Source organism: Bradyrhizobium sp. 195, assembly GCF_023101665.1.
GTDB lineage: Bacteria > Pseudomonadota > Alphaproteobacteria > Rhizobiales > Xanthobacteraceae > Bradyrhizobium.
Window position 1 is genome coordinate 5,630,412 of the sequence record NZ_CP082161.1, and the last position, 22,730, is coordinate 5,653,141.

General features: G+C 64.7%; 20 protein-coding genes. 12 read left to right on the top strand and 8 right to left on the bottom strand.

Going from position 1 to position 22,730, the window contains the following annotated elements; all coding sequences use genetic code 11:
- Positions 1–5: 5 nt before the first annotated feature.
- Positions 6–656 (top strand): response regulator, encoded by a 651-nt coding sequence (locus IVB26_RS26410; RefSeq protein ID WP_247968069.1) that lies wholly within the window; start codon positions 6–8, stop codon positions 654–656.
- A gap of 112 nt (positions 657–768) precedes the next feature.
- On the top strand, positions 769–1,074 hold the full coding sequence (locus IVB26_RS26415) for a hypothetical protein (protein ID WP_247326893.1): 306 nt from the start codon (positions 769–771) through the stop codon (positions 1,072–1,074).
- A 28-nt stretch (positions 1,075–1,102) separates the two neighbouring features.
- Here the strand turns inward: IVB26_RS26415 and IVB26_RS26420 are convergent, their stop codons facing one another.
- Positions 1,103–1,690, bottom strand: a complete 588-nt coding sequence (locus IVB26_RS26420) for a TetR family transcriptional regulator (protein WP_247968070.1) — start codon at positions 1,688–1,690, stop codon at positions 1,103–1,105.
- 573 nt (positions 1,691–2,263) lie between these two features.
- On the opposite strand from IVB26_RS26420, the gene purB reads away from it, so the two are divergent.
- Positions 2,264–3,571, top strand: coding sequence for an adenylosuccinate lyase (gene purB, locus IVB26_RS26425; protein ID WP_246928652.1), 1,308 nt, complete (start codon positions 2,264–2,266; stop codon positions 3,569–3,571).
- 116 nt (positions 3,572–3,687) lie between these two features.
- Here the strand turns inward: purB and IVB26_RS26430 are convergent, their stop codons facing one another.
- On the bottom strand, positions 3,688–4,182 hold the full coding sequence (locus IVB26_RS26430) for a hypothetical protein (protein WP_247968071.1): 495 nt from the start codon (positions 4,180–4,182) through the stop codon (positions 3,688–3,690).
- A gap of 151 nt (positions 4,183–4,333) precedes the next feature.
- On the opposite strand from IVB26_RS26430, the gene IVB26_RS26435 reads away from it, so the two are divergent.
- Complete coding sequence (locus IVB26_RS26435; RefSeq protein ID WP_247968072.1) at positions 4,334–5,506, top strand: M20 aminoacylase family protein; 1,173 nt, start codon at positions 4,334–4,336, stop codon at positions 5,504–5,506.
- A 107-nt stretch (positions 5,507–5,613) separates the two neighbouring features.
- Here the strand turns inward: IVB26_RS26435 and IVB26_RS26440 are convergent, their stop codons facing one another.
- The 4 genes from IVB26_RS26440 to IVB26_RS26455 form a co-directional block, all read right to left on the bottom strand.
- Positions 5,614–7,437, bottom strand: a complete 1,824-nt coding sequence (locus IVB26_RS26440; protein ID WP_458309288.1) for a caspase family protein — start codon at positions 7,435–7,437, stop codon at positions 5,614–5,616.
- 17 nt (positions 7,438–7,454) lie between these two features.
- Positions 7,455–9,299, bottom strand: a complete 1,845-nt coding sequence (locus IVB26_RS26445) for a caspase family protein (protein ID WP_247968073.1) — start codon at positions 9,297–9,299, stop codon at positions 7,455–7,457.
- 24 nt (positions 9,300–9,323) lie between these two features.
- Complete coding sequence (locus IVB26_RS26450; RefSeq protein ID WP_247968074.1) at positions 9,324–11,141, bottom strand: caspase family protein; 1,818 nt, start codon at positions 11,139–11,141, stop codon at positions 9,324–9,326.
- Between the two features lie 194 nt (positions 11,142–11,335).
- Positions 11,336–13,243: an acyl-CoA synthetase gene (locus IVB26_RS26455; RefSeq protein ID WP_247968075.1), complete on the bottom strand. Its 1,908-nt coding sequence runs from the start codon at positions 13,241–13,243 to the stop codon at positions 11,336–11,338.
- A gap of 224 nt (positions 13,244–13,467) precedes the next feature.
- Here IVB26_RS26455 and IVB26_RS26460 point away from each other — a divergent pair, with 224 nt between their 5' ends.
- Together IVB26_RS26460 and IVB26_RS26465 are read left to right on the top strand one after the other, a co-directional pair.
- Positions 13,468–14,547: a SecDF P1 head subdomain-containing protein gene (locus tag IVB26_RS26460; RefSeq protein WP_247968076.1), complete on the top strand. Its 1,080-nt coding sequence runs from the start codon at positions 13,468–13,470 to the stop codon at positions 14,545–14,547.
- A 243-nt stretch (positions 14,548–14,790) separates the two neighbouring features.
- Positions 14,791–15,597 carry a Crp/Fnr family transcriptional regulator gene (locus IVB26_RS26465; protein ID WP_247968077.1) on the top strand — a complete coding sequence of 269 codons (807 nt, stop codon included), beginning with the start codon at positions 14,791–14,793 and terminating at the stop codon, positions 15,595–15,597.
- Positions 15,598–15,604: 7 nt separating this feature from the next.
- Here the strand turns inward: IVB26_RS26465 and IVB26_RS26470 are convergent, their stop codons facing one another.
- A complete protein-coding gene (locus IVB26_RS26470; RefSeq protein ID WP_247968078.1) occupies positions 15,605–16,246 on the bottom strand; it encodes a glutathione S-transferase family protein in 642 nt (213 codons plus the stop codon).
- A gap of 185 nt (positions 16,247–16,431) precedes the next feature.
- Between IVB26_RS26470 and murI the strand changes: the two genes are divergently transcribed.
- The 6 genes from murI to IVB26_RS26500 all read left to right on the top strand — a co-directional run bounded on the left by murI (position 16,432) and on the right by IVB26_RS26500 (position 21,363).
- On the top strand, positions 16,432–17,229 hold the full coding sequence (murI, locus tag IVB26_RS26475; RefSeq protein ID WP_247968079.1) for a glutamate racemase: 798 nt from the start codon (positions 16,432–16,434) through the stop codon (positions 17,227–17,229).
- Positions 17,230–17,291: 62 nt separating this feature from the next.
- Complete coding sequence (locus IVB26_RS26480; RefSeq protein WP_247968080.1) at positions 17,292–18,065, top strand: HpcH/HpaI aldolase family protein; 774 nt, start codon at positions 17,292–17,294, stop codon at positions 18,063–18,065.
- Between the two features lie 65 nt (positions 18,066–18,130).
- Entirely contained in the window at positions 18,131–18,514 is a 384-nt protein-coding gene (locus IVB26_RS26485) for a cupin domain-containing protein (protein WP_247968081.1), read from the top strand.
- Between the two features lie 108 nt (positions 18,515–18,622).
- Positions 18,623–19,390: an acyltransferase gene (locus tag IVB26_RS26490; RefSeq protein ID WP_247968082.1), complete on the top strand. Its 768-nt coding sequence runs from the start codon at positions 18,623–18,625 to the stop codon at positions 19,388–19,390.
- A 199-nt stretch (positions 19,391–19,589) separates the two neighbouring features.
- Positions 19,590–20,207 (top strand): 30S ribosomal protein S4, encoded by a 618-nt coding sequence (gene rpsD, locus IVB26_RS26495; protein ID WP_094895629.1) that lies wholly within the window; start codon positions 19,590–19,592, stop codon positions 20,205–20,207.
- A gap of 88 nt (positions 20,208–20,295) precedes the next feature.
- Positions 20,296–21,363: a threonine aldolase family protein gene (locus IVB26_RS26500; RefSeq protein WP_247968083.1), complete on the top strand. Its 1,068-nt coding sequence runs from the start codon at positions 20,296–20,298 to the stop codon at positions 21,361–21,363.
- Between the two features lie 107 nt (positions 21,364–21,470).
- Here IVB26_RS26500 and IVB26_RS26505 read toward each other — a convergent pair whose 3' ends face one another.
- Positions 21,471–22,730: a serine hydrolase domain-containing protein gene (locus IVB26_RS26505; protein ID WP_247968084.1), complete on the bottom strand. Its 1,260-nt coding sequence runs from the start codon at positions 22,728–22,730 to the stop codon at positions 21,471–21,473.

Below are 22,730 nucleotides of genomic sequence, written 5' to 3' on the forward strand. Positions count from 1 at the left end.
CCGGAATGAGCGAGGTTGCAGCAACAGGCATCTCCGTGCTGCTCGTCGACGACCATCCGATCGTCCGGCAAGGCTATCGGCGCGTGCTGGAAAGCCAGGGCGATCTGCACGTCGTGGCGGAAGCCGACAACGCCGCGGACGCCTACGGCGCCTTCAAGGCGCATGACCCCGATGTCGTCGTGCTCGACATCTCGATGCCGGGCGCGAGCGGGCTGGAAGCGATCCGCAACATCCGCGCCCGCAGCCCGCGGGCGCGGATCCTCGTCTTCACCATGCACAACGAGGCCGTGCTGGTCAAAGCCGCCTTCAGTGCCGGCGCGAGCGGCTTCGTCACCAAGAGCAGCGAGCCGTCCGCAGTGGTAGGTGCCATCCGCAGTGTCGCCCGCGGCGAACGCGCCATGAGCGACGACATCGCGCATATCCTCGCCGAGGACAGCCTGTCGACCGGCTCAGCACTGGATCAACTGGGCGAACGCGAGATCGAGATTTTGCGCCAGTTCGCCGGCGGCGCCACCACCGAGCAGATCGCGACGCATCTCAATCTCAGTGTGAAGACGGTGCAGAATTATCACTACCTCATCAAGACCAAGACCGGCGCGCGTACGGATGCGCAGCTGGTGCGCCTCGCGGCGACGTGCGGGCTGACGAGGATCTAGCAGCAAAGCTGCCGCACTGTCCCGGTCCCGGGAAGCTTCTCAATCTGCTGAGCGAGATTGGAACAGAGACTATCCGAGCCCGGTTAGTACCGGAGTGAAGGAGTCATAGGTCATGAGTAAGGGTCATCACAACGCAGTCGACCATCCCCCGATCATCACAGTAGGCGAACTCATCGACGAACTCTGCCGTCTGCCGGACACCGCGGTCGTCCACTTCCGCTGCCCCATGCTCGATCAGGAGCTGACCTTCTACCGCCTGCGCAAGCGGTCAAAGGACTCCGTCGAAATCGCGGTCAATGCATATCCGGAAAGTCCCCCGGTCGTGCCATCCTCCGATCCGAACGTCCATGCGCGCAGGCGCTCGGCGTCCTCGCCACCGGTTCACAACGGGGTCCATCTTCAGAAGGCGCGGGTTTGACTGGTACGCGCTGAGCAGGTGCGGCGGTCTATCCCGCTTTCAGCCCGCGCAGCAGCAGCGCCAGCGTCGCGTCCACGCGCGCGGAGAGATCGGCGTCCCTCCACTCGTCGGCATGAGCCGGGTGGTGGAACCGGACGGTGGCATCGAAGATGGCACGCGCGGTGGTCTTGACGTCGTCCACGGCGAAAACGCCCTGCTTCACGCCGTCGCTCAGGATCGCCGCGATCTGGTCGATCATGGTGTCCTTGTGACACTTGACGGCCGCGCAGGCCTCGCGTGCCAGCGTCAGATAAGTGTCGAACATCTCGGGGTCGTCGAGCACGCGCGAACGCTTGGCAGCGAACAGCGTGCGCAGCCAGCGATCGAGCCTGGCCGGCGCCGGCCCCTGCTCGTCGACGATCGCGCGCAACGGCGCGTCGATGCGGTCGAGCCAGCGTTTGGCAACGGCCTCGCGCAGCGAAGCCTTGCTGGGAAAATGGCGGTAGACGCTGCCGTGGCTCACATCGAGGGCACGGGCAACGTCAACCACGGTGGCCTTGGCAAGTCCGAAGCGCCGCAGCACGTCCTCGGTGACTTCGAGGATCCTCTCCGGCGTCAAGACAACAGCTTCATTCATGCCAGCACCATGTTCCCGTTGAGGGCTCACTTACCTCGGCAGCAGGGCTGCTTCCGAAGCGCCCTGGCCGGTCGTTTCGGAAAGCCTATGCCTTAATGAGGCAGTTTTGCAGCCTGCGCCGCGATTTGGCGCGCCACCAGCACATTGAGCCAATGCCCAATCACACCGGTAAAATTGAGGATTTCGGTCGTCATTGTCTAAGTCTCCATTCGTCCGCGGTCCCCGCTCTTCAATCCACCCTTCGATCCGAGCTTGCTTCGGATGTCGGGCTCCCCGGGGCTTGTCGCGGGACGCCCAATCGGAGCGTCCGAGAAGGGATATACACGTCTCGCTGACAGATTTCAATATCTGTCAGTCGATGATCCGTGATTGACATCTAATTTTTGACTTGCGGGGGGAGCCCGCTCTCAACCCCACCGGTGGATTAGCCGCCCCCTACCCCGCTCCGTGGGCCGGAACGTTTGTTTCGCCCTCGCCGCTCTGCTAAATCGCGGCGTAAAAAGCATTTTGGCCGGAGCCCTGCACCCCCAGCATCCCCTGGGGTGTCCCCCGCCCACCTCTTGGAGCCGTCAGATGATCCCCCGCTATACCCGCCCGGAAATGGCCTCGATCTGGGAGCCGCAGACCCGGTTCAAGATCTGGTTCGAGATCGAGGCGCACGCAGCGGACGCCTTGGCCGAGCTTGGGACCATCCCCAAGGAGGCCGCCAAGACGGTTTGGGCCAAGGCCAAGAACGCCACCTTCGACGTCGCCCGCATCGACGAGATCGAACGCGAGACCAAGCACGACGTCATCGCCTTCCTCACCCACCTCGCCGAGATCGTCGGCCCCGAGGCGCGTTTCGTGCACCAAGGCATGACCTCCTCCGACGTGCTCGACACCTGCCTCAACGTCCAGCTCACCCGTGCCGCCGACCTGCTGCTTGCCGATCTCGACAAGGTTTTGGCCGCGCTCAAGAAACGCGCGTTCGAGCATAAGATGACGCCGACCATCGGCCGCAGCCACGGCATCCATGCCGAGCCGGTCACCTTCGGCCTCAAGCTCGCTTACGCCTATGCCGAATTCACGCGCGCCAAGGAGCGCCTGATCGCGGCGCGGAAAGAAGTCGCGACCTGCGCCATCTCAGGCGCCGTCGGCACCTTCGCGCAGATCGATCCACGCGTCGAAGAGCACGTGGCCAAGGCCATGGGCCTCGTGCCGGAGCCGATCTCGACCCAGGTGATCCCGCGCGACCGCCACGCCATGTATTTCTCGACCCTTGCTGTGATCGCCTCCTCGGTCGAGCGCATCGCGGTGGAGATCCGCCACATGCAGCGCACCGAGGTGCTGGAGGCCGAAGAGTTCTTCTCGGAGGGGCAGAAGGGCTCGTCCGCCATGCCGCACAAGCGCAACCCGGTGCTGTCGGAGAACCTCACCGGCCTGTCACGCATGGTGCGCGCCTATGTGACGCCGGCGCTGGAGAACGTCGTGCTCTGGCACGAGCGCGACATCTCGCACTCCTCGGCCGAGCGTATGATGGGCCCGGACGCAACCGTGACGCTCGACTTCGCGCTGGTGCGCCTCGCCGGCCTGATCGACAAGCTCCTAGTCTACCCCGCCAACATGCAGAAGAATCTCGACCGCCTCGGCGGCCTCGTGCATTCGCAGCGCGTACTCTTGGCGCTGACGCAGAAGGGCGCGAGCCGCGAGGATTCCTACAAGCTGGTGCAGCGCAACGCCATGCCGGTCTGGCGCGGCGAAGGCGACTTCCTGCAGCTCCTGAAGAAAGACACCGAGGTGAAGAAGTATCTCTCGGATGCCGAGCTCGAGGAGCTGTTCGACCTCGGCTATCACCTCAAGCACGTCGACACGATCTTCAAGCGTGTGTTCGGCGAGAGCTGAGCGCACGTTCGTAGCCCGGATGGAGCGCAGCGAAATCCGGGATTCCTTCCACGCGGCACGAGTCCCGGATTACGCTTCGCTCCATCCGGGCTACGCCACCGCCGCGGAACGACGAGCTACAGTCGCTTCTGCAGCCATTTCACCAGAGCGGGACTGCCGATGGTGGCGGTGCTGAAGGCGCACATGTTGCCGTCGACATAGCCCGCGCGGCCGCGCCCTTGCACATAGCGCTTGCTGAAGAAGAAATTGTGCAGCTTGTTGCCGGCCTCATCGAGGAAGACGAGCTGCCAGCGCAAATCAGGCTGGTAGGACAGTCGTGCCGGCGCCAGCGCACTGACCGCTGCCGCAAGTTCGGTTGCATCGCGCGGCGACAGGACCAGGGTCTTGCGTTCGCTCGCATAGCTCGCAAAATGCTCGGGCGAGATCGGAATGCTGGCGAGCAGGCGATCGGAGATCTTTTGAAGATCGATCCGCTTGATTTGGCCGGCCTGGATCTTCTGGCTCACCGATGCGATCGCAGCCGCCGCCGAGCCGACATCGCAGGCCAACGCCGGGCTGGCCAGGAGCGAGAGGCAGGCGACCAGCACAAGACTATCGCGTCCAAACTTCATGGCTTGCCCTCGTCCCCGGCCTCTCGCTGCCTCACCTTATAGCCACAGCGCGCGGTGACGAAAGCCCGGCGACCATTTGCGCACCGCGATGCCGCGGAGTACGCTCGCGCGTCATCGCTCCCGCGAACACAGAAGAAACGGATCCCACCTCATGCCCATCGTCAACCGCGTTGCCGCCCTCTCCGACGAAATGGCCGCATGGCGCCATGACTTCCACGAGAATCCAGAGCTGCAATACGACGTCCACCGCACCGCCGGCATCGTCGCCGATCGCTTGCGCGAGTTCGGCTGCGACGAGGTGGTGACGGGCATCGGCCGCACCGGCGTGGTCGGCGTGATCCGCGGCCGCAAGTCCGCCTCCGGCAAGACCATCGGCCTGCGCGCCGACATGGACGCGCTGCCGATCATGGAGACCTCGGGCGTGCCATATGCGTCGAAGGTCCCCGGCAAGATGCACGCCTGCGGCCATGACGGCCACACTGCAATGCTGCTCGGTGCCGCCAAATATCTCGCCGAGACGCGCAATTTCGACGGCACGGCGATCATGATCTTCCAGCCCGCCGAAGAAGGCGGCGGCGGCGGCAAGGCCATGGTCGAGGACGGGTTGATGACGCGCTGGAACATCCAGGAAGTCTACGGCATGCACAACATGCCGAACCTGCCCGAAGGCCATTTCGCAACCACGCCCGGCGCGATGCTCGCTTCCTCCGACAACATCCAGATCACGGTCCACGGCAAGGGCGGTCACGCCGGCGCCGGTCCGCACAAATCCGTCGACAGCGTGCTGATCGGCTCGCAGATCGTCAACGCGCTGCAATCGATCGTGGCGCGCAACGTCGATCCGCTGAAATCTGCGGTCATCTCGATCACGCAATTCCATTCCGGCACGGCCTTCAATATCATCCCGGAGATCGCCGAGCTCGCCGGCACCGTGCGCACGCTCGATCCCGAGGTGCGCGATCTCGTCGAGCGCCGCATCGGCGAAGTCGCCGACAGCATCGCGCGGGCCTATGGCGGCTCGGCCGAGACCAAGTACACGCGGATGTATCCGGTGACGATGAACCATGCGCGCGAGGCGGGCCTTGCCGCCGACGTCGCCCGCGACATCGTCGGCGCCGACCGCGTCAACGACAAGTTCATTCCGATGATGGGCGCCGAGGACTTCTCCTTCATGCTGGAAGCCCGTCCCGGCGCAATGGTGCTGGTCGGCATGGGCGACGGCAACGAGTGCCACCACCCGTCCTACGTCTTCAACGACAACATCCTTGGCCACGGCGCGTCATTCTGGGCGCGGCTGGTCGAGACGCGGATGCCGGCGGGCTAGGACGGAACGGCGGGTTCGCGCAGGCGCAATTCGCCACAGTTCGCGAACCAAGGGCAAGAGGTAAGTTGCGTTGGGTACTTACCCGGCGCGTTGCTGCGGACCAACTTTCAGGGGCATATCTCAGATTGTCCCACTCCGCCAGAACTGAGATGACATCCCTTGCGGACGGGCCGGCACCCGGCTGCTGATGTACACAAGATTTGTCCCGTGGCTTGCGGCTTGGTTGGGGCCGTCTCGGCGCTCTTCCGGCTCTCGTCCGGCGCCTTTGGAACTTGGCGCGCAACCGGCTTCTTCTCCTGAACCTTCTCGCATTCGTTGTCATCGCCGACGCGATAGCCGGCGCGGCAGGTGATCTTCACGCACTGATCGCCGTCGGCCTTGAAGCCGAAATTGCAGACGAGCGGACAGACCCGTCCCGGCTTCGCCTTCAGCGCATCGAGCGCATCGACGCTGGCGAGCTTCACGTCGAGCCGGGTGCCGGCGTATTTGTTGAAGAGCGTCAGCGATCGCTGTGCGGCCGAACTCCATTCGCCCTCCGCGGCCGACGACAGGCAGCCGACGCGACGCAATTCGCTCTGCACGGATTTCGTCAGATCGGAGGCCGACAATGTGGATGTCGGCGCGGGCGAAAGGGCTGCTACTTTTTGCTCCGCCTCGGGCAACTGCCGATCGGCCGCCGGCTTTGCGGCCTGCTCCGCCCTCTCCGCGGCCTGCTTGGCGGCAAGCTCCGCCTTGGCCTTCTCAGCCGCCTGCTTCTCCGCAACCGCCTTCGCAGCCGCCGCCTCGGCCGCCTTGCGCTGCTGCTCCGCCTGCTCTGCCCTCGCCTGTTCGATCTGCTTTTGCTTCTCCGCGGCGATCCGCGCATCTTCAGCGGCTTTGGCGGCCGCGGCGGCTCTCTCCAGCTCCGCCTTCTGGGCACGGTCGGCGGCGAGCTTCACCTTCTCCTGTTCGGCCAGCCGGGCCTTCTCCGTCGCCTGTGCGCGATCTTCCTCAGCCGCAATCTTCTTCAACTGCACGCGTGCAAGGTTGGCGTAGAAGCCGTCCGGATAGGTCTGCAGAAAAGCCTCCCAAGCCTCGCGCAGGCCCGCCTGAAGCGCAAGCTCATAGTCCCTGCGCACGCTGTCCTGTGGATTGGCCTGCGGCCCCGCGACGGCGGCTGGCTTCGACTGCACCAGCGGCACGTCGTCGCCGCCGAGCGAGCCGTAGACATAGGGCTCCTGCCTGTTGCCGGTGTTCCTCAGGACATCGTCGCGCACGAAGCCGAAGGCCTTGCGCAGATCAAGCCCGGGCTTGGGCAGGTGCTCGACCAGCGCCGTGGCGAAGGGACTGTTGCGGGAATCGCCGTCGGACGCGGTCGATCCCGCCTTGGCCGCGAACGCGATCATGGTGTTCGGGCTGGTCGGCTCGACCTTGGCAAGCCCTCGCCCGATCGCGCGCGAGGCCACCGTGCGCTTCATCGTTTTCGAGAAGGGGTTGTCGCGGCAGGCATCGAGGATGACGAGTCGAAGCTGTTTCGCCGGCTCGATGCTCACCAGCACACGATCGATCGGCACCGCCTCGTCGTAGACGTCCGTATCGGTCTCGAGCGCGGCATCGATCGGAATCAAATAGTTGGTGCCGTCCACCTCGAGGCCGTGGCCTGCGTAGTAGACGATCGCGACATCGGCGTCCCGCGTCCGCGCACCGAACTCGCGCAGCGCCTTGCGCATTTCGGGCGCGTTCAGATCCTGCCTGACGTCGACGGTGTCGAAGCCGGCCTTCCTGAACATGCCGCCCATCAGGGTCGCGTCGTTCACGGGATTGCCGAGCTTGGGCGCGCTCTTGTAGGCGGAATTGCCGATGACAAGCGCAACGCGCTTCTCGGCCTGCGCGGGGGCGCAAGTTAGGAACGCCGCGAAGATCAATACGCATAGAGGTCGAACAATCGTCACGCCCGTTCACCTGCTGGTTAATTGCAAATCTCGGTGGTCGGCGAACTGCCGTACATGTTCTTCACCGTTCCGAGGCGGCATCCCTTGGCTACCGGCCGGCAGCCCGCGCTGTTGCAGATCATCTGCCCGGAGGCCTGCGATTTCGGCGTTGCGGACTCGGCGTCTTTCCGCTCCTGGTCCCGCCGCCTGGGCTCGTCACGGGCAACCGGTTTCTTCTCCGGAATCTTCTCGCATTCGTTGTCGTCGCCGACGCGATAGCCGGAACGGCAGGTGATCTTCACGCATTGATCACCATCGGCCTTGAAGCCGAAATTGCAGACCAGCGGGCAGACGCGTCCCGGCTTGGCCTTCAGCGCATCGAGCGCGTCGACGCTGGCGAGCTTCACGTCGAACTGGGTGCCGGCATATTTGTTGAACAGCGTCAGCGAGCGCTGCGCGGCGGACGTCCATTCGCCCTCTGCAGCCGATGCCAAGCACCCGACGCGGCGCAATTCGCTCTGCACGGATTTGGCGAGGTCAGCGGCTGACAATGTGGACGTCGGCCCGGGCGAGAGCGCGGCCACTTTCTGGGTCTCGACTTCGGGCAATTGCCGATCGGCCGCCGGCTTTGCGGCCTGCTCCGCCCTCTCCGCGGCCTGTTTGGCAGCAAGCTCCGCCTTGGCCTTCTCGGCAGCCTGCTTCTCGGCCAGCGCTTTCGCAGCCGCCGCCTCGGCCAGCTTGCGCTGCTGCTCGGCCGCATCTGCCCGCGCCTGCTCGATCTGTTTCTGCTTCTCCGCCGCGATCCGCGCCTCTTCGGCAGCCTTGGCCGCAGCCGCCGCCTTGTCCTGTTCGGCCTTCTGGGCACGCTCGGCGATCAGCCTCGCCTTCTCGTGCTCAGCCGCCTTCGCCTTCTGCTCGGCGGAAGCGCGCGTCTCTTCGGCGCCGATCTTGTTCAACTGGCCCTTGGCGAGGTTGGCATAAAAGCCTTCGGGATATTGCGCCAGGAACGCTTCCCAGCCGTCCCGGGTGCCCAGCTGGAGCGCAAGTTCATAGTCTCGCCGAAGCTCCGACTGAGGATTCGGTTGCGGGCCGGTCGCAACCGGCTTGGCAGGAACCAGCGGCACGTCATCGCCGCCCAGCGAGCCATATACGAAGGGCTCTTGCTTGTTGGCGGTGGTTCTCAGCACATCATCGCGCACGAAGCCGAACGCCTTGCGCAGGTCCAGGCCGGGCTTCGGCAGGTGGTCCGCGAGAGCCGTGGCGAACGGGCTGTTTCGGGAGTCTCCGTCGGACGCCGTCGAACCGGCCTTGGCCGCGAAGGCGATCATCGTGTTCGGGGTGGTCGGCTCGACCTTGGCAAGCCCGCGCCCGATTGCGCGCGAGGCCACAGTGCGCTTCATCGACTTGGCGAACGGGTTGTCGCGGCACGCGTCGAGGATGACGAGCCGAAGCTGCTTGGCAGGCTCGATGCTCACGAGCACGCGATCGATCGGCAACGCCTCGTCATAGACGTCGGTGTCGGTCTCCAGAGCGGCGTCCGTCGGAATCAGATAGTTGGTGCCGTCCACCTCCATGCCGTGGCCAGCGTAGTAGATGACCGCGACATCTGCATCCCGCGTCCTGGTGCCGAACTCGCGCAGCGCCTTGCGCATTTCGGGCGCGTTCAGGTCCTGCCTGACGTCAACCGTGTCAAAACCGGCTTTCCTCAGCATGCCGCCGATCAAGCCGGCGTCGTTCGCGGGATTGCCAAGCTTCGGCACGCTCTTGTAGGCGGAATTGCCGATGACCAGCGCCACACGCTTCTCGGCCTGCGCGGACGAGCAGGCGACGAGAGATGCAAAAATAAAAGCGCCGAAATATCGAGCGGTAGTCACACTATTCATCCGCGGTTTTGATCGACGAAGCGATCAGTTACAGACTTCGTAATTTCCACCAGTTGCGCCATTCGGGCTGCCCCGGCCGAAGACAACCCCGTTCACCAGCCTGCATCCCTTCTGCACCGGCCGACACCCGGTAGAACTGCAATAGATCTGTCCCGAAGCCTCAGGCTTCGACGGCGCGGACTCAGTTTGCTTTCGCTCCGTATCTCTCCTCCTCGACTCGTCCCGCGTCGCAACCGGCTTCTTCTCCGGAATCTTCTCGCACTCATTGTCGTCACCGACGCGATAGCCGGCACGGCAGCTGATCTTCACGCATTGATCGCCGTCGGCCTTGAAGCCGAAATTGCACACCAGAGGACAGACCCGTCCCGGCTTCGCCTTGAGCGCATCGAGGGCATCGACGCTGGCGAGCTTCACGTCGAACTGGGTGCCGGCATATTTGTTGAACAGCGTCAGTGAGCGCTGCGCGGCTGAACTCCACTCGCTCTCCGCAGACGACGTCAGGCAACCGACGCGGCGTAGTTCGCTCTGCACGGATTTGGCGAGGTCAGCGGCTGACAATGTGGACGCCGGCCCGGGTGAGAGCGCGGCCACTTTCTGGTTCTCGACTTCGGGCATTTGCCGATCGGAGGCGGGCTTTGCGGCCTGCTCCGCTTTCTCCGCGGCTTGCTTTGCAGCGAGCTCGGCCCTGGCTTTTTCCGCCGCCTGCTTCTCGGCCAATGCCTTCGCCGCCGCCGCCTCAGCCAGCTTGCGCTGGTGCTCGGCCGCCTCGGCCCTCGCCTGCTCGATCTGCTTCTGCTTCTCCGCCGCGATCCGCGCCTCTTCGGCGGCTTTGGCCGCTGCCGCAGCCTTCTCCTGCTCGGCCTTCTGGGCCCGCTCGGAGATCAGTCTCGCCTTTTCCTGCTCGGCTGCCCTGGCTTTTTGTTCGGCTGCAGCGCGAGTCTCTTCAGCGCCGATCTTGTTCAGCTGACCCTTGGCGAGGTTGGCGTAGAAGCCGTCCGGGTACGCCGCCAGAAACGCCTCCCAGCCGTCGCGTGTCGCCAGCTGAAGCGCGAGTTCATAGTCCCTGCGCACGGCCTCCTGCGGGTTGGCCTGAGGACCGGTCGCAGCCGGCTTGACCGCAACCAAGGGCACGTCGTCGCCGCCAAGCGAGCCGTACACATAGGGCTCCTGCTTGTAGCCTGTGCTCTTGAGCACATCGTCGCGCACGAAGCCGAAGGCCTTGCGCAAATCAAGGCCCGGCCTCGGCAGATGCTCGACCAGCGCGGCGGCGAACGGGCTGTTTCTGGAATCGCCGTCGGACGCGGTCGATCCCGCCTTTGCCGCGAAGGCAATCATCGTGTTGGGACTGGTCGGCTCGACCTTGGCCAGGCCGCGTCCGATCGCGCGCGAAGCCAACGTGCGCTTCATCGACTTCGCGAACGGGTTGTCGCGGCAGGCATCCAGGATGATTAGGCGCAGTTGCTTGGCGGGCTCGACCGCGAACAGCGCGCGCTCCACGGGAATGGTCTCGTCGAGAACGTCGCCGTCCGTCTCCAGCGACGCGTCGGTCGGAATGAGATAGTTGGTTCCGTCGAGCTCGATGCCGTGGCCGGCGTAGTAGATCACCGCCATCTCCGCATCGCGCGTCCTGCCGGCAAACTCACGCAACATGCGCCGCATCTCGCTGGCGCTGAGATCAAGCCTGACGTCGACGGAATCGAAGCCGGCCTTCTTGAACATGCCGCCGACCAGAGTGGCATCGTTCGCAGGGTTACCGAGCTTGGGTGCACTTTTGTAAGCTGAATTGCCAATGACGAGCGCCACCCGGCGGTCGGCATGCGCCGGTCCGCAGGCAAGTCCCATCGTCAATATCAACAATGCAAATAACCGAAACGGAATCACTTGCGTCCCCCCGGATGCAATTCCACGAGACTATTCCTTAGCGTCGCAGATTGCTAATTCTTCCTATGTGACACCTGTCACATAGGGCTCCTCGAACGGGGGTAAGGATAATGCGGCGAAGAGTCGCCCTGCTTTCGAGGTATGCAGAAACCGCGCTACATTTGCACCACCTCGTGGCGCATCACGAACGGTGCAAGCAGCGCGTGCACCTCGCTCGCAACCTGCTCGCGCCGGTCGGCCGGCAGATCGGCAAGCGTGACAGTCGCGATCGATCCATGACTGCCATGGGCACCGACTTTGACCCTGCAATCGATGCCGCGCTCGACCAGCGGCGTGAGCACCTTGGTGAACACGCGCTCGGCCGCGTCCCAGCGCAGCTGCGGCTTGAACACCTTGCCGACGCCGGTCACCGGCATCGGATCGATCGGGATGACCTGCACCGGAACGGCGGCGCGCTCCGGCGTGCGCTCGCGCACCCACGTCTCCAATTCGCCCGGCTCGACCTTGGCGCCCGGTTTCAGCTGCACGTATCCCACCGGTAGCTCGCCGGCATAGGCGTCGGGCTGGCCGACCACGGCGGCGAAGCCGACGGCGGGATGGCGGAACATGATCTCCTCGATCGGCGCCGGATCAATGTTGTGGCCGCCGCGGATCACGAGGTCTTTGGCGCGGCCGGTGATCCAGAGATAGCCATCGGCATCGAGGCGGCCGAGATCGCCGGAATTGACCCAGACCTCGTCGACGAAGGCGCCGTTGTTGTGCTCGTCGTTGAGATAGCCGCTGAACACGCCGGGCCCGGCCATGATGACGACGCCGATCTCGTCCGGCTTGCAGTCGCGGATCAGGCGGCCGTCGGCGTCGAGCTGCACGATGCGCACGCGAGAATAAGGCATCGGCAGACCTACGGAGCCGAGCCGGATCGGCCGTGACGGATAGGCGAGCGTGTGCACGCTCGAGGTCTCGGTCATGCCGTAGACCTCGACCACGGGCAGCTTCAGCTTGTCCTGGATCGCCGAACCCACGGCGACAGGAATCGCCGAGCCGCCGCCGGCGGCGTATTTCAGGCTGGAGATATCAGCGTTGCCAGACGGCACCGCGAGCGTCGCGGCCAGCACCGTCGGGACGCTCGACAGCGCCTCGGGCTTATAGCGCTCGACAAGCTGCCAGATATTCTTCACCGCATTCGGATTGCGCCAGCCACTCGGCGACAGCACGACCAGCGAGCCGCCGGCCGACAGCGTCAGCAGCACCTGCGTCAGCGAACCGCCGACGTGAAACAGCGGCATGCCGAACAGCAGGTTTGCGCCCGGTTTCGCCTTCAGCAGCAGGTTGAGCGCCCAGGCCTGATAGACCTGATTGGTATGAGTGTGCCGCACAAGCTTTGGCGTGCCGGTGGTGCCGCCGGTGTGGAAATAGGCGGCGATGTCGGCACCCGAAATCTTGCGCCCACTGACGAGCCGGTCGGACGGCTGCTGCTTGATCAGGTCGCTGAAGGCAAAGATGCCCTTGGCGGGATCGCCGCCGCCGAACACCTGCACGATCGCCTTGAGATTCTTCAGTTGCGGTCGGATCTGCTCGACCTTCTGCCAGATATCGGTGCCCGGCATCGGACCGAGCGCCACCAGGATCTTCGTGTTCGCGGCCTCCAGGATCTCGGCGAGCTGGTGCGGCTCCAGCAGCGGATTGACGGGATTGGCGATGCCCGCGGCCTCGGCGCCGAACAGCGTCACGAACGCATCGGGCACCAGCGGCAGCATGAAGCTGATGACGTCGCCCTTCTCCGCACCGAGCGCATGAAACATGTTGGCGGCCTGCGTGACGCGCGCGATGAAATCGCGGTACGTGACCACGACCGGCGTGTCGGCGGGATCCGCGTTTTGCAGGAACTGGATCGCCGCGCCATCGGGATTCCGAGCGGCACCCAGCCTGATCGCGTCATAGGTGCTCTCGGCCGCGACACGATCGGCATAAGGAACCTGCTCGAAGGCCCGGACTTCCGCGTCCGTCGCCAGGTCCGGATAGTCGTTGCCGATAAACCGATCGAGCGCGTGGATCCCCGCCATGGAATTCCGTCCTCCCTCAGATGCACGTCCCCGCCCCTGTCTTTTGACATTTTGGTGCGGCGAGGCCTCGGCCGATGGTCGGCCGAGCCGACAGAATGATGGATGATTTGGCGTTCGTCCATTGCCTAGGCCTGCGACGCTTGAACCTCTGGGGCCGACCCGGGGACCAAGAACTGGCGCTGGAATTCGTTCGCCAGCGCCCTGCCGCAAGACTTGAGGTCATCATGACGACGCCCGCGCGGAACCGCATCAACCGGCTGATCGCTGCGTTCGCCATCGCATCCACGATGGCCCTGCCCTCCCCAACATTTGCCGCGGACACCCAGCTCGACAAGATGCGCGCGAAGGTCGCGGCATTCATCACCGACAAGATGGAGAAGCTGGGCGGATCTCGCATCATCTACAAGGTGGACAGCGACGCCTTGCGGGAGGCAGTCACCACGGATCTGCGCGACGACGTCTACAAGACGCTGCGCGAGGGCCGGATCGCCTTCTCCGGCCTTGTCATCCGTGACGGCGGCGTCGAATTGAAGATCGCGGACGCCAAGGGTCGCGACCTGCTCACGCGCAAGCTCGCCTCTGCGGCAGAGGGATTGCCCACGCAGGCGCTCACCGTGACCGACGCCGGAGACGGGCTGATCAGGCTCGCGCCGACCGACGCCGCATCCGCCGCGCGGCTGCGCGATCTCGTCGAAGATTCCATCGCCATGATCGAACAGCGCCTCAAGGACGCCGGCGTGACACTCGCCAGCGTCCAGTCTGAGGGAACGGACCGCATTCGCATCTTCCTGCCAGGCATGATGGAGCCCGAGCGTATCACTGCGATCTTCGCCAAGAAGGTCAAGGTCAGCTTCCGCCTGATCGATGTCACGATGTCGGCGGAGCAGGCGCAATCCGGCACGCCTCCGGCGGGGACGGAAGTCATGTTCGGCTTCAAGGACAAGCTTGCCTATCTGGTCAAGGCCAGCGCGCTCGACGGTGACGACATCAGCTATGCAGGCCCGGGATTTGCCAGCGGGACGAAGGAGCCGATCGCCTCGTTCCGCTTCAACGGCCGCGGTGCGCGGCGCTTCGCCCACATCACCGCAGAGAACGTTGGAATGCCCTTCGCCATCGCGCTCGACGACAAGGTGATTTCCGCCCCTGTGATCCGCGAGCCCATCACCGGCGGCTCCGGCCAGATTTCCGGCAACTTCACCCTGGATGAGGCCAACAGCGTCGCCATGCTGCTGCGCGCCGGCTCGCTGCCCGGTCGTCTTGGCCTCGTCGAGCAGCAGGTCGTCCAACCCGCCGCCAAGCCATAAGGCGAACATCGTCCAACGCCCGCCTGGGGGCATCCAGCCCCTCGCGACGCCGAAGCCTGCCCGAATCACGGCCGTGTTGCAGCCAGACGCGCAACCAACGGGCAATTGCCGAAACGCCTAATCAGGCTAAAATTTGCCTCTTGCGGCGTGGCGGCCGAAGGCTTCATTTCAGGCGGCCGTCATCTGAATTCGGCTATACGAGCATACCGACCAGGACTGAAGGCCTTACGCGGGGTTAGTACCATGCCGTCCGGCAGCGCAGACATTTCCTCGATCCTCGACCGCGTTCTCGATGCGGCAACGGACAACCTCAGGATCGCGAAGATCCTGGTCCAGATGGGCCTCGATCCCAACAACGTCACCTATGACGCGATCTTCAATCGGCTGCTGGAGATCTTTGTCCACAACATCACGTTCGCCAATCTGTTTGCCGCGGTCGGCGCCGGCTTTTTCGTCGCCACCCTCTTGATGCGGACCATGGTGCCACTGCGCGTCGCCAACATGGTCGGCTGCGCGTTCTTCGCCGTGTTCGGCGCGCTCACCGCCAACGTCGCGACGTTCCTGCTCTATCTGCTGCTGCTTCCGATCAACGCCCTGCGCCTGCGGCAGATGCTCAAGCTGGTCAAGAAGGCACGCCACGCCGCCGAAGGCGACATGTCGATCGAATGGCTGAAGCCGTTCATGACCGAGCGCAAATATCGCCGGGGCGATACGCTCTTCAAGCTGGGCGATCCCGCCAAGGAGATGCTGCTCACGGTCACCGGCAAGTTCCTGGTCAAGGAGATCAACGTCGAGATCGGGCCGGGCGCACTGATGGGCGAACTTGGCTTCCTGACGCCGGACAACCGCCGCACCGGAACGATAGAATGCATCGAGGACGGCCAGGTGCTGACGATCACCTATGACCGCCTGCTGGAGATCTACTTCCAGGATCCACAGTTCGGCTATTACTTCCTGGTGCTAACCAGCCAGCGCCTGCTGCAAAACATCGATCGTCTGCAGAAGCAGCTGGCGACGGCGCGGTCGGCCACGACGAACAGGATCGCGTGACCGCAGCTCAGCTCAGCAGCAACGCCATGCCCGGATCGCCCTTCTCCATCGCGCGCCGGTAGGCCGGACGGTCGCCGATGCGGCCGAGATATCTGACCACGTTCGGACAACGCTGGAGATCATAGGGCTGGAAGTAGCGCATGGTGGTGAGCGAGAACACCGTCATGATATCGGCGGTGGTGAAGGCGCTGCCCGCCAGATATTCGGCTTCGCCAAGCCTGGCGTCGAGAACGTCGTAAGCCCGATCGAGGCGCCCCTTCATCGCGCGCAGGGTCGGGTTGTCCTTGGCGAGATCGAGCCGGCTCAGGATCATCATCCGCCCCATGCCGGGTTGCAACGTGCCGTTGGCGAAATGAAGCCAATACAGAAACTGCGCGAAGGCCGGATCATCGAGGCCGAGCACGAGTCGGCCGTTGCCGTATTTTGCGACGATGTAGTCGACGACGGTGCCGGATTCCGCAAGCGCCAGCTCGCCGTCGGTGATGACCGGTGCCGTGCCGGCCGGATGCAGCGCCTTGTACTCGGCCGGTGCCAGCATGGTCGCGGCATCACGCGTGTAGCGCTTCAGCTCATAGGGAATTCCCAGCTCCTCGCACAGCCAGACGATGCGCTCGGACTGGGACTTGCCGAGATGATGGACGGTGAGCATGAGGCCTCCTGCGGGACGCAAATGGGAGCACTGTGACGCCGCATCATACTTCGTGATTGCCGGCTTCCCGGAACTTTGGGGACAGGTCCCGGCACATTCAAGCCTTCCAAATCGGCCCCAAGCGGTCCCCGCCGCAAAATCGCCCTAAAAACCGAATGGTAACCATGGCGGGCTAGGGTAGTTCTGTGACCAATTCTCCGACGATCCTGGTGTTCGATTCCGGCCTTGGCGGGCTCACGGTGCTCCGTGAGGTCGTGGCTGCGCGGCCGGACGCGCACTTTGCCTACGTCGCCGACGACGCCTTTTTCCCCTACGGCCACCACGGCGAGGACGAAATCATCGCCCGCGTCGTGCCGCTGATGGGTGAACTAATCGGCACGCATGATCCCGACCTCGTCGTCATCGCCTGCAACACGGCGTCCACCCTGGTCCTGTCGCACCTGCGCGCGGCTTATTCCGTGCCCTTTGTCGGCACGGTGCCGGCGATCAAGCCCGCCTGCGCGCAGTCGAGGACCCGCCGCGTCTCTGTGCTCGGCACCAAAGGCACCGTGAAGCGCGAATACACCAAGGCTCTGATCCGCGATTTCGCGCAAGGATGCGAGGTGACGCTGGTCGGCTCGCCCGAGCTCGCCTCGCTGGCTGAAGCCGAGCTCAGCGGCGCTCCGGTCAGCGACGAGGCGATCCTCGCCGAACTCGCACCCTGCTTTGTCGGCGACGCTGGGAATGTGGCATCCCGCACCGACACCATCGTGCTCGCCTGCACGCATTATCCGCTGCTGCTCGACCGGCTGAAGCGGCTGGCCCCATGGCCTGTCGACTGGATCGATCCGGCGCCGGCGATCGCCCGCCGCGTCTCGGACCTGCTCGGCCCGCGGATCGGCGGCATCGCGCAGGAGCGCGCCGAGATGATCTTCACCTCGAACCGCGTGCATGGCCTTTCGACCATGCTGACGCCGTTCTTCGGCGGTCGCGCCCTGGCCTGACCTTGCGCCGCGACGGCGCGCTGCTAGGTTTTACCGTCGTCACCTAGCCGCAGGCCTTTTCCATGTCGGTCCAGACCACGCCGCTCAACCGCCTCCGCCAGCTTTGGCGCGAAGGCCGTCCCGCCTTCGGCGCCATTGCGACCATCCCGAGCGTGCAGACCGTGCAGATCATGGCGCGCTCGCTCGACTGGATCATCGTCGATCTCGAGCATGGACCGATCGGGCTCACCGAAGCGCATGCGATGATCGCGGCGACGACGGGCACGCCGTGCACCCCCTTGGTGCGGATCGCGGCGAACGAGCCATGGCTTGCGAAGGCGCCGATGGATATCGGGGCCTTCGGCATCAACTTTCCGATGATCACCAACCGCACCGATGCCGAGAAGGCGGTGCGCAGCGTGCGCTACCCGCCGCGCGGCGATCGGCTCTGGGGTCCGTTCCATGCGCCGTTCCGCTGGGGCCAGTCGATGCCGGACTACATGGCATCAGCCGATGACGAGATGATCTGCATGATCACCATCGAGCATGTCGATGCCGTCGACCGCATCGACGAGATCATGGCGACGCCGGGCATCGACGTCGCGGTGATCGGGCCCGGCGACCTCGCGACGTCCATCAACAAGCGCGGCCAGATGGACGACCCGGAGTTGCTCGAACTGGTCGCGCGCGCTGAGGCCGGCATCCTCAGAAGCGGCGTGCCGATCGGCGGCGTGGCCCGCACCGCCGACCAGGCCAACACCCTCATCGACCGCGGCTACCGCGCGATCGCGCTCGGCTTCGACTGGTCGCTGTTCCAGCGCGGCATCATGGCGGCGTTCGAGGGAATCAGGCGCTGAACGAGCCGATTGCCATCTTGCCGGGAACTGCCGCGCTGCTAGGGTCGGTCCAGGGAGGAAAAACCATGCTTAAAAAGACGTTGCTCGCTCTGTCCTTTGCAGGCCTTGCCGTTGCCGCCTTCGCCCAGCAGCCCGGCATCAAGCGCACCCCACTCCAGAAAGTCGAATTTCCGGATGGCTACAACACCATCACCGCCATTGCGGAAATCCCGGCGGGCGGCTCGGCCGGACGCCATACCCATCCGGGGATCGAGACCGGCTACGTGCTCGAAGGCGAGCTCAATCTCCTCATCGATGGGCAGCCAGAGAAAACCCTCAAAGCCGGCGATTCCTATCAGATCCCGGCAGGCGCCGTGCACGACGCCAAGGCTCATGGCGATAAGGCCATGAAAGTGCTGGGAGTTTACATCGTCGACAAGACCAAGCCGCTGGCGTCGCCGGCGCCCTGATGCGGCGAACCGACCGGCCCCGAGCGGGTTGGTTCATGCTAGAGCAGGCAGCGAGCGGGAACCCGCTCGCTGCACATATTTTAATCTTTGATCCGGAACCGGAGACCAATGCGCGGGACGCCCAAGACCATCTCGCTGCGGCGCCGTTTGATTTGCGACCTCATGCATGCCTCGATGGGCGTGCCGTTCGTTTCGCTATCCCGTTCGCTCAATATCCGCCCTGTGCTGGAGGCCCGCGCGGCCGCAACGGCGCCTGCCGGCTGGGCCGCGATGTTCGTCAAGGCCTTCGCCCTCGTGGCCAGGGACGAGCCGATCCTGCGCACCGTCTACGCCAAATGGCCTTGGCCGACCCTCTATGAGCTACCCAAGAGCGTGGCGCTGGTGGCGATCGCCCGGGTCGACGATGGCGAGGAATGCGTGATCCCGCAGCGAATCGCGGCCCCCGACACGATGGCGCTGGCGGCCGTCGATGCCGAGATCCGACACGCCAAGACGGCGCCCGTCGGGGACGTTCCCATGTTCCGCAAGATCATGCGGGCGACCCGCCTCCCACTGCCGCTGCGGCGCCTGTCCTGGGCGATCGGCCTCAATTTCGGCCGGCAACGCGGCAATTGGTTCGGCAGCTTTGCCGTAAGCTCGGTGGCGGCCTATGGCGGCGGCGAGCTCCATCCCATCACGCCAGGCCCCTTTATCGTCAGCTATGGGATGGTCGAGGCGGACCAGACCATTCATGTCGTGATCCGGTGGGATCACCGGGTCACCGACGCCGCCCCCATCGCCCGGGTCCTGACTCGGCTGGAACAGGTCCTGAACACTGACATCGTTGCCGAATTGCGAGCCGCCGGGTCAAAGCCGATCCGGGCGGTCGGGACCTGATTTCGCGGCCATTCGCATTGACAGAACGGGCCAAACTCACCTAAAAGCCGCCTGCTCGCGGGCCGATTTCGGCCCGCGAAGCGTTTCGCGACCCGTGGTCTTATCCCTTAAGCTTTGGGGATCGGACCTGTCAGTGCCGGGCTAGCCCCGTCACACAGGAGGGCGCGTTTCCTCAAACCGTGAACCCAAAGAGGACGCGATGACTAAGCGCAGTGAGGCGAAGTACAAACTCGATCGCCGTATGGGCCAGAACATCTGGGGCCGCCCGAAGAGCCCCGTCAACCGCCGCGAGTACGGCCCCGGCCAGCACGGCCAGCGCCGCAAGGGCAAGCTCTCCGACTTCGGCGTGCAGCTGCGCGCCAAGCAGAAGCTGAAGGGCTACTACGCCAACATCTCCGAGCGCCAGTTCCACAGCATCTATGTCGAGGCCAGCCGCCTCAAGGGCGACACGGGCGAGAACCTGATCGGCCTGCTCGAGCGCCGTCTGGACGCGGTCGTGTACCGCGCCAAGTTCGTCTCGACGATCTTCGCCGCGCGCCAGTTCATCAACCACGGCCACGTCAAGGTGAACGGCCGCAAGGTCAACATCTCGAGCTATCAGGTCAAGATCGGCGACGTGATCGAGGTCAAGGAAGCTTCCAAGCAGCTCGCCCACGTCCTCGAAGCCAGCCAGCTCCCCGAGCGCGACACTCCCGACTATCTCGAAGTCGACCACGGCAAGATGACCGCGAAATACGTGCGCATCCCTCATCTCTCCGACGTGCCGTTCCCGGTGCAGATGGAGCCGCATCTGGTCGTCGAATTCTATTCGCGCTAAGATCTGAATATCGAAAGGCCCCGGTTCGCCGGGGCCTTTTTGCTTAAGAGCCACATTTCAGTGGCCGCAATGCTTGAGGAGCCGTCGCATGCTCTACACCCCTCCCCCGATCGATCCCAAGGCGCCGCCGGCGCGCATCAATCTGCTCTCGGACACGCAAACCAGGCCGACGGCTGCGATGCGCGAGGCGATGGCGCGGGCGGAGGTCGGCGACGAGCAGGTCGGCGACGATCCGACCGTGAATGCGCTGTGCGAGCGTGTGGCCGATCTGCTCGGCAAGGAGGCCGCGGTCTATATGCCGTCCGGCACGATGTGCAACGTCACCGCGACGCTGGTGCATTGCCGTCCGGGCGACGAGATCCTGGCGCATGAGACTGCGCACATCATTGCGCGCGAAGGCGGCGCGCATGCCGCGATCGGCGGCTTCCAGGTCACCCCGCTCAAGGGCGCCGACGGCCAGTTCACTCCGGAGACGTTCCGGAAAGCTCTGCATCCGCGCACGCGCTATCAGCCGCCGCAGACGGTCGTCAGCGTCGAGCAGACCGCCAATATCGGCGGCGGCACGATCTGGAAGAAGGCTGATCTCGACGAGATCGTCGCGATCGCCAAGCAACACGGCCTCATCACCCACATGGACGGCGCGCGCCTGCTCAATGCCACAGTCGCGAGCGGCATCTCGCCGCGCGACATGACCGCGGGCTGGGATTCGGCCTGGATCGACTTCTCCAAGGGCCTGGGCGCGCCGATCGGCGGCGTGCTGGCGGGCACGCGCGTTTTCATCGATGCAGTCTGGCAGTGGAAGCAGCGCCTCGGCGGCTCGATGCGACAGGCCGGGATCTGTGCCGCTGCCTGCATCTACGCGCTCGACCATCACGTCGAGCGCCTTGCCGACGACCACGCCAATGCGCGCGCGCTCGCCCGCGGGCTGTCGCAAATCGCAGGCATCGAGGTGCAGGAGCCCGAGACCAATCTCGTTTTCTTCAAGCCTGATGGCGCCGGCATTGCCGGCGACAAGATGGTCGCGGCACTGCGCCAGCGCGGCGTGACGCTTGCGATGATGGACGGCCGCATCCGCGCCTGCACCCATCTGGACGTCAATGCGGGCCAGATCGAGGAGACGATCGGATATGTGCGCGAGATCGTGCGCGGGGCCTAGTGAGCTGCCGTAGCCCGGATGGAGCGCAAGCGTAATCCGGGGCAGTCTTTCGGCGGGGAGAATCGCGGATTGCGCTTCGTTCCATCCGGGCTACGAAGCGACCGCGACTACCGCCCCATCGCCTGGTAAATCAGCGTCTTCAACGCCAGCTGAATCCGGCCGCGCTGCGACGGCGTCTGCACCATGAAGATCCCGAACAGATCATCCTCGGGATCGATGAAAAAGAAGGTGCCGCCGACGCCGTCCCAGCGATACTCGCCGAGTGGCCATGACGTGCCCGGCGGCACCGAGGTGCGCACGGCGAAGCCGAGGCCGAAGCCGGAGCCGCCGCCCGGATAATAGTTCTGATCGCGCACGATCCCCGTCTCAGGGCCGATGCGGTCCGACGCCATCAGCGCGATGGTCTCGGCCTTGAGATAGCGGCGGCTTTCATAGGTGCCGCCATTCAGCAGCATCTGGGCGAAACGGGCGTAGTCGCCGATTGTGCCGACCATGCCGGCGCCGCCCGATTCCCATGTCACGGGCCGCCTGATGTCGCGGACCTCAGTCGTTGGACTGATGTTGCGGTCCTCCGGCATCGGCTCGGCGATGCGCGGAAACTTGGCGGGGTCGGCCACGTGGAACGCGGTCTCGGTCATGCCCAGCGGATCGAGCAGCCGCTCCTTCTCGAACTGCAGCAGCGTCTTGCCCGAGACCACCTCGACAACGCGGCCGAGCACGTCGGTGGAAAAGCCGTAGTCCCACACCGTGCCTGCCTGCTCGGCGAGCGGCAGCGCGGCGAGCTTCGCGACGAAGTCGGCATTGGACAGATCGCTGTTGAAGAGGTTGGCGGCAGCATAGAGCTCGCGCACCGCACTGCCGCCAGTGGCGCCGTAGGGCAGGCCCGCGGTATGACGCAACAGGTCCTTGATCGTGACGGGACGCTGCTGCGGCTCCAGTGTCAGCGCGACCTTGCTCCCGTCGCCCCTTCTCTCGACACCGACCTTCATGTCGGCAAAGGCCGGAATGTACTTTGCGACGGGATCCTCGAGCGAAAGCTTGCCCTCTTCGACCAGCATCATCGCCATGACTGACGTGATCGGCTTCGACATCGAATAGAGGCGGAAGATCGTGTCCGCGCTCATCGGGGTCCCGGTCGCGACGTCGCGGACGCCGAACTTCTCGTAGTAGACCGGCTTGCCCTGTTGCTGCAGCAGCAGGACGGCCCCGGGGATCTTTCCGGTCGCAACCTCGTTCCGGATGTAGTCGGAGACCTTTGCGAGGCCTTCGGCTGAAAATTTGTGCGCGGCGCGCTCGGAGCTTGCACGCGCATGGACCACGCCGACCAGAACAACGAGCGCCGCGATCAGCGCGCGGCGCCCGCTCAC

Coding starts and splice junctions, on each gene's coding strand:
- IVB26_RS26410 (WP_247968069.1), top strand. CDS start 6: ATGAGCGAGGTTGCAGCAACAGGCATCTCCGTGCTGCTCGTCGACGAC.
- IVB26_RS26415 (WP_247326893.1), top strand. CDS start 769: ATGAGTAAGGGTCATCACAACGCAGTCGACCATCCCCCGATCATCACA.
- IVB26_RS26420 (WP_247968070.1), bottom strand. CDS start 1,690: ATGAATGAAGCTGTTGTCTTGACGCCGGAGAGGATCCTCGAAGTCACC.
- purB (WP_246928652.1), top strand. CDS start 2,264: ATGATCCCCCGCTATACCCGCCCGGAAATGGCCTCGATCTGGGAGCCG.
- IVB26_RS26430 (WP_247968071.1), bottom strand. CDS start 4,182: ATGAAGTTTGGACGCGATAGTCTTGTGCTGGTCGCCTGCCTCTCGCTC.
- IVB26_RS26435 (WP_247968072.1), top strand. CDS start 4,334: ATGCCCATCGTCAACCGCGTTGCCGCCCTCTCCGACGAAATGGCCGCA.
- IVB26_RS26445 (WP_247968073.1), bottom strand. CDS start 9,299: ATGAATAGTGTGACTACCGCTCGATATTTCGGCGCTTTTATTTTTGCA.
- IVB26_RS26450 (WP_247968074.1), bottom strand. CDS start 11,141: ATGGGACTTGCCTGCGGACCGGCGCATGCCGACCGCCGGGTGGCGCTC.
- IVB26_RS26455 (WP_247968075.1), bottom strand. CDS start 13,243: ATGGCGGGGATCCACGCGCTCGATCGGTTTATCGGCAACGACTATCCG.
- IVB26_RS26460 (WP_247968076.1), top strand. CDS start 13,468: ATGACGACGCCCGCGCGGAACCGCATCAACCGGCTGATCGCTGCGTTC.
- IVB26_RS26465 (WP_247968077.1), top strand. CDS start 14,791: ATGCCGTCCGGCAGCGCAGACATTTCCTCGATCCTCGACCGCGTTCTC.
- IVB26_RS26470 (WP_247968078.1), bottom strand. CDS start 16,246: ATGCTCACCGTCCATCATCTCGGCAAGTCCCAGTCCGAGCGCATCGTC.
- IVB26_RS26480 (WP_247968080.1), top strand. CDS start 17,292: ATGTCGGTCCAGACCACGCCGCTCAACCGCCTCCGCCAGCTTTGGCGC.
- IVB26_RS26485 (WP_247968081.1), top strand. CDS start 18,131: ATGCTTAAAAAGACGTTGCTCGCTCTGTCCTTTGCAGGCCTTGCCGTT.
- IVB26_RS26490 (WP_247968082.1), top strand. CDS start 18,623: ATGCGCGGGACGCCCAAGACCATCTCGCTGCGGCGCCGTTTGATTTGC.
- rpsD (WP_094895629.1), top strand. CDS start 19,590: ATGACTAAGCGCAGTGAGGCGAAGTACAAACTCGATCGCCGTATGGGC.
- IVB26_RS26500 (WP_247968083.1), top strand. CDS start 20,296: ATGCTCTACACCCCTCCCCCGATCGATCCCAAGGCGCCGCCGGCGCGC.